The following is a 12,742-nucleotide window of genomic DNA, read 5'->3' as shown; positions in this document are numbered from 1 at the left end:
CACACGGTCTTATTAAGTTGAGGCTCAAATACTAAACGGTTAGATGAGATGGGAAAAGTACACTTGGAAATCAATAGCGCATCATTACAACGAAATGCAAACCGTATTTATGGCGTTATTGTATCGCTCGGCATTTTACTATCGGCATTTGTATACTACTCAACCGATAAAATTGAACGCAGTGCGTCAATTCTGATTGAACATGAGATCCCTATTTTTGGCCAACTACAAAAATTAGACTCGTCGTTAACCGAACAAGAGTTGTATTTAAATGAATATTACGCCAACCAAGATAGTGATTTATATAGTGAGCATTTCAAACAAGCTTCATTAAATATTAATCAACTGTTAAAAGACCTACAAGAACACAACGTCGCCCCGCAACAAATTACTGATTTATCCAAAACACAAAAGAAAATTACAGATCTTGCGGCAATATTCGATGAAAATATGCAATCTGGCGCAAGCGGTAAATGGGATACTGCAAGAGAGCATCTAGAAATGTTTTCTATGTATCGTCAGCAAACCAAACCTATTGTCCAAAGTATCGCCGCAGACACCGACAAACGTGTTATGCAGCAGTATACAAATACTAAACAAAATTTGGCTCAAACCTCATATATTGTATTAGCTTACAGTGTTTTGATATTGGTATTAGCCACTTTTATTGGCCGTTATATTAAGAGCTATATTTTGGTGTCGGGGAAAAATAAACGTTTAGCTTTATTCCCTCAACGAAACCCAAATCCAATCATTAGCTTAGATAAAAACAATAACCTAGTATTTTCCAATCCAGCCACCAAAAAATTGATTACAGCTCTAAATTTAAGTGATGATATTTTTTATCAATCTCTTAAAAACCAAGTAATGACTTCACAACAACATATATTAAATTGCAAACAACCCCATCGACGTTTTGAATTCATCATTGGTGGCAAAACACTTGATTGTGAAATTCATTGGCTAGAAGATATGGAAACTTGGGATCTGCATTTATCGGACATTACTCAGCGAAAACTGGCTGAAGATAAGTTGAATTATCAGGCCTATCACGATCAATCTACTGGGTTGTATAACAAAAATAAATTTTATGAAATTTTAAACGATCAATGTGAGCTTAACGCTCACTTTGTAATCGGCTCCATTGAGGTAAGAAATTACAGTAAGTTAGTATCACAGCTAGGGATAGAGCAAACGGGCAAAGTATTACAAGAAGTTGCCGAGTTATTGCAACCTTTGTTAAATGATATTATTGATGATTACCCGTTCACTTTTTATAAAACCTCTGAAAAACAGTTTTCTATTATTATAGAAGCCGACTTTTGCACTGAACGTTTACACAAAATAGTGCATCAAATAGAAACTAAAATTGAACGTGAAGCGTTTTGCAACGCAAAACATATCGAATTAGATTTTGGATTTTGTTGTTTTCCTGAACACGCAAAAGATAAAAGCAGTATCATTAAGTGTTTAAATATTGCGCTTGATCAAGCCATTGCAACGGAACACTCATCGTTAATTATTTATTCTCAATCGCTAGGTGAAACCATTTCAAAAGAGCTCGCATTGACCGAGCAACTGCGGGTTGCAATAAGTAACAAAGAGTTAGAATTATATTTCCAACCTCAATTAAATATTCAAAATGGTCAAATTGTTGGATTGGAAACTTTAATTCGTTGGATTACACCAGACGGGTTTATTTCCCCAGCCGAATTTATACCTTTGGCTGAAAAGTCAGGATTAATCATTCCGTTAGGAGAATGGATCACTATTAATGCCTGTAAACAAGCTAAATACCTAATCGATCAAGGTTATAAAGATATCGTTGTCGCCATCAATATATCGCCACAACAATTCCAACACCCAAATTTCTACGACATGATCGTTGGTGCTTTAGCCTTTACTCAAGTACCCGCTAAAAACATTGAACTGGAGATCACAGAAGGTGTGATCATGTATAACGAGTCCGACACCATTGATTTATTACATAAACTCAAAGCCGTCGGTTTAATGTTATCTATTGATGACTTTGGTACCGGTTATTCTTCATTAAGTTATTTAAAACAGTTCCCTATTGATAAGTTAAAAATAGACCAGTCGTTTATTTTTAATGTAAATACCAATGAAGCTGATAAAGCAATAGTGAGTGCCATTGTCGACTTAGGTAAAAACTTAGGACTGACCTTAATTGCAGAAGGTGTTGAAGAGCTCGAACATTTAAATATATTAAAAGACATGGGTTGTCAGGAGATACAAGGGTATTACTTTAGCCGTCCTTTACCGGTTGCTAAACTGCATACATTTTTGCAAGACAATCAAGACCACAAAGCCTTCGCATAAAAAAACGGCACTTATATAAAGTGCCGTTTTTAAAACGATTTCGTATTATCAAAAATGAGTGTAAAAAGTACCCTTATACCTTTCTAACAATATGTTGATGTAATCGCATCACCACTTCATCTTTCGATTTTTTCCAGTTTAACTGTTCTGTTAATGATTTAGTGGCATCAATAACTTGGTTAGCAAATTTACCGTACGTATTGTTGGTTTCATCCGCATTTACGGCAAAGAAGACCAGTCGAATGTTATCTACTAACTTATCCCCTTCCCACTGACATACAATGCTGCCTTCTTCTTTGTGAGGGTTAAAACCTAACGAGATTAATTCACCATTTAAAATCGCTTTTTCTGTTTCGTCATAACGAACAATTGGAGACAAGCCATTGGCGATCATAGCGGCATGTTTCACATCATGTTTGATGGCTGCATCTTTAAATACCTTTTCAAAATTCTGATAAAAACCTTCAAATGGTAAGCTGTTATCATAATCAATATCAACGCCTTTTAGTAAACGTCTGGCCATTGGAATGTTAACTACAGCGTAAGTAATGGTTGTATGATCACCTTCAATTGGGTGACCTTGACGTGTATATCGGTCTGATATTTCTCTGAAGGTATGAGTAATCGTGCCTTTATTGCCTTTTTCTTTCGCATAAATATCGAAAGTAAGATGTTGGTGATCTTTAAGTTTTAAATCACCCGGTTCCAAACCAATTCGTTCAGAGATCTCTTGCACCGCAGCATATATTTTTTTATGAAATTCTGCAGAGTGAACTCGTAACTCATCACCTGTGGCTAAAAATAAAAACTTAACTTTATTCGAACGTTTGCTGCCGTCAAAGTAACCTTTAAAGGTACTGTTATGTTTAGGACTATAAAAGAAAAATGATTGTTGTGCTGTATGTATCACTTGCTGTTCGTCGTTATAACGAACACGTACAAGACGGCTATTAGCAACAAAGTTAGCGTGTTCTATACCGTGTTTTTCAATCACTTCAAACGCAATTTTAGATAGTTTTTGATAAAACTTTTGGTAAGGACTTTTACTTGTTAAATCAACATCACCAACCACGAGTTCTAATAATTTATCGGTTAATGGCATTTCTGCAAGAATGTATTGATTGTCACGTGAATTGCTTGATACATATACTTTTTCAGCCGCGCGATGTTTGCGGATAATTGATGTAGCTCGTCTCATTTTTCCCTCACTTGATAGCGTAGACATTAAATTTTATAGTCTTGTTATTATACCAATTCTATTAAGCATTCTGTCTCTCAGTGGGAACTAAAAGGTATTAAGACAAGAAACAAGATAGAAGGCATAGTTATCCTACGTCAAAATCTTGTGAAGCCGTATTAATACCTTTTAGCCCCATCAAAGACGTCATTCAGAGCTTCTATTTCTTTGTTGCTCGAATTTGAAAGACGTCCAGTATTACTGCATTCGAACGTCTCGAACTAAAAGCTCTGATATAACGCTGAGTGATTGAATACTTAATAGAATTGGTATTAGGCTATAGTAGAGGAAAAACTTGTTAAGTATCAATAGAATCTTTGAGGTTTAAATATTATAAGAAATAATGAAGATTCAGAAATTTCGCATAACTATTCATTAATTGGCCGTACTCATTCGAATACAGCCAATAACGTAGCTAATTGGGGTTATTTAGCAGGTTTGTTCTTTTTTACCACACCGCCTAAACGGCCTTTTTTAAATCGTCCAACTCGCTCAATTTGAGTTTCTGTTGCTTTGTTTGCTCTATTAGGTCTTACTTGCGATTCAATATTTTTAAGTAAGCTACTTCTGTTACTCACTTCGTAACCAGGTCTAGAAATACGTTTGATTTTCGTGCCAATCAAACGTTGGATTTTATCTACAACCTGCTCTTCTTCACGGCTAACAAACGAAATTGCGCGACCTTTATTACCAGCTCTACCTGTACGACCAATTCTATGGACGTAATCTTCTGGTAAGTAAGGCAAATTAAAGTTAACCACACAATCTAAACCTTGAATATCGATGCCGCGAGCTGCAACTTCTGTTGCAATAAGCACTTGTACTTTGGCCGATTTAAAATCCGCTAATGCTCTACGTCTTGCACCTTGTTTAATATCGCCATGGCACACCGCAACTTCTATACGCTTTGATTGTAATGACGCTAACAATCTATCGGCTTGTTCTTTGGTGCTGGTGAAAACCAATACTTGGAACCAGTTAAACTCTTCTAGTAAATCACTAAATAATTCAACCTTACGACGTTCCTCAACCGGATACATAACATGTTCAATGGTATCGGCCGTAACATTTTGTTTTGCCACACTGACTACTGTGTGATTTTTTAAAATCTTTTTAGCTAATTCACTAACCGCATGTGAGGTAGTTGCTGAAAATAATAAGGTTTGACGGGTTTTAGCAGTAAAATTCATTAATTTTTGTACGTCAGTTATAAAACCCATATCAAGCATTCGATCGGCTTCATCTAACACAACAAATTCAACTTCTGATAAATCAACGTTACAAACTTCAATATGCTCTAACAAACGTCCAGGGGTAGAAATTAATATATCGACACCCTTTTTAAGTTTGGCCGCTTGGCCACTCATTTTTCCGCCGCCGTACAAGGCAGTCACGTTAAACGGTAAAAACTGAGCATACTCACCTATAGTCTGAGCTAACTGCTCTGCCAATTCACGTGTTGGCGTTAATATTAATGCTCTCGGTCGTTTAGAGTCTGTTGTTCGCGGTCTATCTACTAATTTTTGTAACACTGGGATTGAAAAGGCCGCGGTTTTACCGGTACCCGTTTGAGCATTCGCCAATACATCTTTACCTCTGCGAGCCGGGGTAATGGCTTGCTGTTGGATAGGCGTCATTTTACTGTAACCACATGCATCAATTGCCTGTTGCAATTCTGGGGCTAAATCTAAAGATGAAAAATTCATGCTAACTTGTCCTAATGACTAAATGTGCACAAATGAGTCTATTTACTCTTTATGCAGGGCTACAGATAAAAATGGATGGCGGAGTATACAGGAATTTTAAAAATAAGACTTGTATTGATCAACAATTCGAATAAAAAACATTCTATTATCACCATTTTCATACTTAAGTCGTTAACTATCCCAGTCCTGTTTTATCCAATCACTGGCCCTTTCTGCTAGCATTATCGTGGGTGCATTGGTATTCCCCCCATTAAATTTGGGAAAACAGAAGCATCTACGACCCTTAACCCATGAATGCCATGTACGCACAATTTAGTATCCACAACAGTCATATCATCCATACCCATTTTACAAGTACCGACTGGATGGTAGATGGTATCTGCTTTGGCTCTAATTTTTTCTATTAACTCCTCGTCTGACAAATGGTATTCATTATCTAATGACGCGTTAGTGTATTGTTTAAGTGGGTTTTGTTGCATTATCTCATTAGATAAACGGACCCCTTTTAACATGGTCTGTATATCTGCTTCATCAGATAAAAAGTTAGGATCGATTACAGGGTCAGTCATTGGATCATTTGACGCTAATTTTACGGTGCCTTTACTTTTAGGGCGCAACACACAGGTATGATTACTAAAGCCATGTATTAACGATGAACGTATTTTCCTAGCATGATCTTCCACTACCGCTACTACAAAATGCAATTGAACATCGGGTCTGGATAAATTTGGATCTGTCTTAAAAAATGCGCCGGTTTCAGCAAAGTTGGAGGTTAAAATCCCTTTTCGTTTAAATAAGTATTTAATAATTTCTTTAGTAAAAAAGCCGATACCTTTAACAGACAATCCAAATATCTTATGAGTATTCGCTTTGTAACTGGTTATAAAGTCTAAATGATCTTCAAGATTTTCACCTACTCCAGCAAGTTGGTGATGATGTTCAATGCCAAAAGGCACAATATCCTGTTTATCACCGATGCCTGATAATAATAATATTTGTGGGGAAATGAAGGCACCGGCGCTTAAAATGACTTCTTTGCTCGCCATCACCGTTAATAACTGGTGATTTGAAATAACTTCTACACCAGTGCATTGTTTGTTATCTAATAACAATTTGGTTACACGACTGTCCGTTAAAATCGTCAAGTTGCCACGTTGTCTCACTTCTGGAGTCAAGTACGCTTTAGCTGCGCTACAACGTCTGCCATTTATTTGAGTAACTTGATAACGGCCAATTCCCTCTTGCTCAGTGCCATTAAAGTCTTGATTAACCTTATGACCTAGCAATTCGCCAGCTTTAATAAAGGCATTGGCAATAGGATGATTAGAACGAGAGTTACTGACAAATAAAGGGCCTTGATTGCCGTGAAGTTCTCCCTTGATTGCTAAATTATTTTCCGACTTGATAAAATAAGGCAGCACTTCTTCCCAGCCCCAACCTAAGTCTTTCCAATCATCGTAATCTTGCTGATGACCTCGGGTATAAATCATTGCATTTATTGCACTAGAGCCGCCTAGTACCTTACCTCTTGGTTGATAACCACGACGATTGTTTAATTGTTTTTGTTCCGTGGTATTAAATGCCCAATTTTTATATCTAGTAGGCACCATAGCCACCGCGCCTGCTGGCACATGAACCGCGGCGACGTTTTTATCATCAGAACCGGCTTCAATTAACAAAACATTAAAATGTGCATTTTCTGTTAACCTTGCTACTAAAACACACCCTGCTGATCCACCACCTACAACAATAAAATCATATTCTTTTTTTAACATTTATTACTCTCGTATATGTAAGTGCTGTGTATGTTCGACAAAGCAATATTCAATTAAATAAAAGTAACGTAAATATGTAACCTTTGGCAAACATTTAATAAACAACAAGTTTTTAAAACGTTAAAATCAAAAAAGCAGACTTTTAGTCTGCTTTTTTATCAATGTTTTATTGGAACGTATGATTATTTAGAATCCGCTCGACCTAAAAATCGTTGCTCAGTGGTACTCACTTTAATGTTATCACCGGTTGAAATATGCTCAGGTACTTGCACCACTAATCCAGTCGATAAAGTTGCTGGTTTCGTACGAGCAGTGGCAGAACCACCTTTTAAAGCTGGTGCCGTTTCTTCAATCACCAATTCAACATGTGCAGGTAAATCTAGTGCAACTGGAGTGCCTTCAATCAAAATAACTTGCAGGCCAACTGTGTCTTCATTTATATATAGAATTTCTTCTTCAATAACGGACGCATTAAGGTTATACGGCGTATAGTCTTCGTTATCCATAAACACATATTGATCGCCATCTATATAAGAGAACATAGCGGCACGACGAGTAAGGTCTGCAAAGTTCAACATATCGCTGTCTTTAAAGGTTTCGTCTACTTTACTACCAGTCACCACATCGTACATACGCATACGATACAAACTTCCGCCAGCTCGACCTTGAGGTACAGAACGCTCAATATCTTTGACGATCATTACTCGACCATTAAAGTCGATAGCTGCATGTTTCTTTATATCACTTGCCTTTGGCATATCATTAACTTCCTAAAAAATTTGCCGAAATTTACCACGAAGTAAACTTGACGCCAATCATTTTACTCTTTGTTTTACATTTTTTTATTGTTTATGTTCACAATATAAATCGAGTTAAGCCACTTTACTTTTAGATTTATGATTTGTCTTGCCAGCTTTTGCTTTACTCGTATATTTATTTTTACTTTTTGGCTTAAAGGCCACTTTAGGTAACGACGAGAAGTCTTGCTGCTGTGCTTGAGCAACCATAGTGTTCAATACTGACAACAAAGGCTGCATAAAGCTTTGATAATTTACTTTTTGTTCACATATATCATTAAGAGTGGCTTCCCATTGTGCTGTCATGTCTGGGGTTGACGCTTTTTCGGGTAACGCATTAATCAGCGTTTTGCCAACGTCGGTCGACTTAATTGCTTTACCCACTCGGACTAAAAAACCTCGTTTAAATAACAACTCGATAATACCGGCACGAGTAGCTTCTGTGCCTAACCCGTCGGTTTCCTTTAATACTTTTTTAATTTCTTTATTTATAACAAACTTAGCGATACCTGTCATTGCCGCTAATAATGTGGCGTCGGTAAATGGCGCCAGCGCTTGGGTTTGCTTTTCTACCACTTCACCTTTAACACAATGCAGAACATCGTTTAACGCCAAAGGCGGTAATTCTTGTTCGTCACTTTTATTTTTATCTTTTACTTTATCTTTGTATTGAAATAACGTTTTCCAACCGAGCTGCTGAACTTCATTAGCATTAACAACAAATATTCCACCAGCTATAGTTAATTCAACATGGCAATGTTGGTATTTATAAACCGGATAAAACTGCGCTAAATATTGACGACATATAAGAAAATACACGCTTTTCTCAAATGGATTTAAACTGATATTTTGTGATGATTTTTCAGTGGGTATGATGGCATGGTGTGCTGTGACTTTCGCACTATTAAACGCTTTACTTTTTAAACTTGCATCTGCGTTATTTGCCATCAGGCTCAGCTTTTCTTCACAAGACTTTAAGTGCTTAATGATACTTGGCGCTTGAGCAAAATGTTCATTAGGTAAATAACGACTATCAGATCTAGGATAAGTAATAAGTTTGTGTTTTTCGTATAAACTTTGGCATACATCCAACACCATTTTGGCATTTAATGAAAACTGTTTAGCAGCATCAATTTGCAGACTCGACAAGTTATATGGCAGAGGAGGATTGAGCTTTTTATCTTGTTTTGTTAACTCGGTGACCACCGCATCTTGATCCGTTATACGTTTAGCAACATTAAGCGCTAACGCTTTGTTTATAACTCGCTGTTGATTATCACTGTGTGGTAAACAAGCTGCACTCGGTTTCCATTTTGCTTTAAAGCTATGAACCGACTCTCCAAACTCTTGACTTACGTCTTTATTTTGAATATACGCATAAACTTCATAATAATCATGTGGGGTGAATTCATCTATTTCTCTATCGCGATTGACGACTAACCCTAAAATAGGCGTTTGCACACGCCCTACCGATAATACACTGTTATAACCACCTTTTTGGCCTTGTAAACTATAGGCACGAGTTAAGTTGATACCGTACAACCAATCGGCTCTAGAACGTGCTAAAGCTGAAATAGATAGAGGCATAAAGTCAGAATTAGGTTGCAAATTTTGTAATGAACGCTGTACCGCAGAATAATTTAAATCACTGATTAATAATCGTTGAACCTGTTGTTTTTTGGTTTTACTCACTTTTAAATAATCAATGACTTCATCCACCAATAACTGGCCTTCACGGTCCGGATCTCCGGCGTGTATGATTTGACTGGCGTTTTTTAATAACCCTTTTATGGCTGTGAGCTGAGAACGAGTTTGGCTTTTAGGTTGTAATAACCACTTATCAGGCACAATAGGTAAATGCACCATATTCCATTTTTTAAATTCTGGATTATATTTTTCAGGGTCGGCTTGCTCCAAGATATGACCAATGCACCAAGTAACTACATCACCATTCCCCACTTGAATATGGGTTTTTAAGTTTTTATGTGGTTTGGGTAATGCTGCAGCTATGGCTCTACCTAAACTTGGTTTTTCTGCAATATAGAGTTTCAAACGGTTACTTTTATAATAATCTATTTAACATTTAGTTTAGTACATAGTGCTGTTTATGTATACAGTGTCAATTGAAATAGTTATATTTTATCTATCGTGGAATATTTGCTTAACGCCTTGAATAAATCAGCTTGTTTGAAAGGTTTGTAAATAAAATCAACTATTCCTAATGACGACGCTTTATCTCGGTCTTCTTTACCCACACTTGCGCTTAAAATAACAATTGGAATATGTTGTAAACGCAGATCTTGTTTAATTTTAGTTGACGCGGTAAACCCATCCATCACCGGCATTTGAATATCCATCAAGATTAAATCTGGCGTATTATGTTTAAGGTAATTCAACGCTTGTTGCCCATCATCAGCAAGATCACAACGGGCTCCTAGCGATACAAGCTGTTTTTGAACTATGGTTTGATTGATTTTATTATCTTCTACAACCAAAACATTCATGTCTTTGATGGCACCAGTTTTAGACGATCCAAGTTGCTGACCAGCACGACTTTCTTTGGATAATGTTACGGATTTAGGTAAGTTTAGTTTCACCGTAAACTCACTTCCTTTAGCAACATCACTGGTTAGTTGTATGTCTCCGCCCATTAACCCGCATAACTGCTTCACTATAGACAAACCTAATCCAGTTCCACCATATTTACGAGTTGTGGCGCTTTCTGCCTGCGCAAAAGAAGAAAACAATCTTTCCTGATCTTCTGGTTTAATCCCAATGCCGGTATCAATTACTTTTAATAAAAGGGTTCTTGTTCTGTCATCATTATCAATACACTCCCCCCAAATACTAACGCCGCCATTGTCGGTAAATTTAATCGCATTGTTAAGTAAGTTAATAATGATCTGTTTAAACCTTAATTCATCCCCTTGAACCCAAAGGTCATAAGATGGCGCAAAATCACAGGTTAAACTAATGGACTTTTCTTTCGCTTTACTGTTGAACATTTCAACCACTGAGGTGGTAACGGCAGAAGGTTGAAAAGCGATACTTTCCAAAGCCATCTCACCGGCTTGCATTTTCGTTAGGTCTAATACGTCATTAACAATGTTCAATAAAATATCAGACGCATTGTCTATTTTAGCAAGGTATTGTTTTGCAACTTCGTCCGTTGTTTCACGTTTTGCAATTTCGGTAAAACCCATAATTGCGTTAAGTGGTGTGCGGTACTCATGACTTATATTGGCTAAAAATAAATTTTTAGCCTGATTAGCCGCTTCTAATTCATCGTTCTTTTTTAATAACTCAGCGGTACTTTCTGTTACTTTTCGGGTTAAGTTTGAATTAAAGCTAACAATAAAAAATACAAACATGACACAGATAACACCTATAATTAGGCCCACCACCATGATGCTTAAATGCGCCCAGTTGATCAGTTTATATTCAAATTCTGTTGTACTATCAAATGTTAACGACCCATTCTTATCAAACATAGTAATATCAAATGAATAGGTAAATATACTGTCTTCGTGATGGCTTTCTTGTTTGAATAGGTTGTTGTTATCATCATAACTAAGTTGATAAGTGAAATTCCCTTCACCTAATTGTTTATAAATGTCAGACAGCAGGACATCAATCTCAAATATCACTTCCACCAGTCCAGTAAATTGCTCTAAGCCAATTTCATTTTTTATGTAAATGGGGTAGTAGACAATAATTCCGGTCAGTTTATCTTGTTGTTGAGCTAGGGATAATAATGGCGAGATGACATAATTTTTATTGTGTATCGCTTTCATCACACTATCACTGACAACCGGATGGGTAGACACATCTAATCCTATAGCCGATTGATTCTCTTGCATTGGCTCTATATAAAACACGGGTAGGTAATAAGGTTGTTTTAAGGCGGTGATCATACCTAAATTGGTTAATTGGCTAATTTGAGTATTGGTAATACCTTCATCTTTTAACGATTGTTCAAATTCAGCTCTTTGTTCGTGGGTAATATGAGGTAGCCAAGCTAGTGCTCTAATTTTAGTATCATCGCTGTTAATCTTATTGGTGAACAATTCAAACTCTTCTCGACCAATATATGTACTCGCTTGAAACAGCCCATCTAAAGATTTTATATGGTGTTTGATTTTGGTTTGAGTAATATTAAATTGCTCAATAAATGGCTCAGTGGTGTTTATAAAATTTTGCTGTTTTTCTTTGTAATCAATATTACTAACAACTAAATACAAGGTGGTGATCAATATGTAACTAAACACACTTGTAATAATGGCGGCCTTGCCTCGTCTTGTTCTTCTGACAAAATCATTTTTGTACAAGAACAAAAATATTGGCGTTAAAAATACAATTCCAAAAAACTCGCCAACCCACTTAATCGTACTGATGTATATTAAGACATCTAATTCCAGCTCGGTTCCGAACCAAAGTATCACAAAAAAAATAACGCTAAATATGAATGAACTAAAGGGCCCGGTCAGAATTAAAAACTTAATCGTATTGTAAGGTTTATTAATATTGATCGGTAGTTTACAAAATCGAACTATAAGGTATTTACTAAAAACTAACTGGATTATGTTTATGATCACCAACGTCGACGTTAGATAATATGGCAAAAATGCTAAATGATTGTCTTGATAAAAAACTAATAAAGACGAAAGTAATGCACCAATTAAGATCCAACGACCAAATAAAAAGTACATGCCTAAAATGACGCCGGTTACAGGCCAAACAATACTCGCATAGCCAAAAGGTAATGTGAACAACGAGCCAAACTTCACTAAAACGAAGTGTAAACAAAAAGAAAAAATAACTAATAAAATCTGTTTCAAACTAAAATGCTCACATTTAATCTATCCGCGGTTAAAGATCACGATATTG

General features: G+C 36.4%; 7 protein-coding genes. 1 reads left to right on the top strand and 6 read right to left on the bottom strand.

The window, feature by feature from the left end; translation table 11 throughout:
* Positions 1–63 precede the first annotated feature (63 nt).
* Positions 64–2,340, top strand: a complete 2,277-nt coding sequence (locus RT723_RS00480) for an EAL domain-containing protein (RefSeq protein WP_315945470.1) — start codon at positions 64–66, stop codon at positions 2,338–2,340.
* A gap of 73 nt (positions 2,341–2,413) precedes the next feature.
* Here RT723_RS00480 and RT723_RS00475 read toward each other — a convergent pair whose 3' ends face one another.
* The 6 genes from RT723_RS00475 to RT723_RS00450 all read right to left on the bottom strand — a co-directional run bounded on the left by RT723_RS00475 (position 2,414) and on the right by RT723_RS00450 (position 12,693).
* A complete protein-coding gene (locus tag RT723_RS00475) occupies positions 2,414–3,538 on the bottom strand; it encodes a DUF3083 family protein (protein ID WP_216055548.1) in 1,125 nt (374 codons plus the stop codon).
* 464 nt (positions 3,539–4,002) lie between these two features.
* Entirely contained in the window at positions 4,003–5,283 is a 1,281-nt protein-coding gene (locus tag RT723_RS00470) for a DEAD/DEAH box helicase (protein ID WP_216055547.1), read from the bottom strand.
* A 221-nt stretch (positions 5,284–5,504) separates the two neighbouring features.
* Positions 5,505–7,058, bottom strand: coding sequence for a GMC family oxidoreductase (locus RT723_RS00465; RefSeq protein WP_315945469.1), 1,554 nt, complete (start codon positions 7,056–7,058; stop codon positions 5,505–5,507).
* A 182-nt stretch (positions 7,059–7,240) separates the two neighbouring features.
* Positions 7,241–7,816: an elongation factor P-like protein EfpL gene (gene efpL, locus RT723_RS00460; protein WP_216055545.1), complete on the bottom strand. Its 576-nt coding sequence runs from the start codon at positions 7,814–7,816 to the stop codon at positions 7,241–7,243.
* A 114-nt stretch (positions 7,817–7,930) separates the two neighbouring features.
* Complete coding sequence (locus RT723_RS00455; protein WP_315945468.1) at positions 7,931–9,907, bottom strand: DNA topoisomerase III; 1,977 nt, start codon at positions 9,905–9,907, stop codon at positions 7,931–7,933.
* A gap of 80 nt (positions 9,908–9,987) precedes the next feature.
* A complete protein-coding gene (locus RT723_RS00450) occupies positions 9,988–12,693 on the bottom strand; it encodes a CHASE domain-containing protein (protein WP_315945467.1) in 2,706 nt (901 codons plus the stop codon).
* Positions 12,694–12,742: the final 49 nt, after the last annotated feature.

The organism is Psychrosphaera aquimarina (assembly GCF_032461525.1).
In the GTDB taxonomy this organism is placed as follows: Bacteria; Pseudomonadota; Gammaproteobacteria; order Enterobacterales; family Alteromonadaceae; genus Psychrosphaera; species Psychrosphaera aquimarina.
This window is presented reverse-complemented; position numbering and strand designations above follow the sequence as displayed.

Bases quoted from the DNA above. Each gene is read 5' to 3' on its own strand.
- RT723_RS00465 (WP_315945469.1), bottom strand. From the start codon at position 7,058: ATGTTAAAAAAAGAATATGATTTTATTGTTGTAGGTGGTGGATCAGCA.
- RT723_RS00470 (WP_216055547.1), bottom strand. From the start codon at position 5,283: ATGAATTTTTCATCTTTAGATTTAGCCCCAGAATTGCAACAGGCAATT.
- RT723_RS00475 (WP_216055548.1), bottom strand. From the start codon at position 3,538: ATGAGACGAGCTACATCAATTATCCGCAAACATCGCGCGGCTGAAAAA.
- efpL (WP_216055545.1), bottom strand. From the start codon at position 7,816: ATGCCAAAGGCAAGTGATATAAAGAAACATGCAGCTATCGACTTTAAT.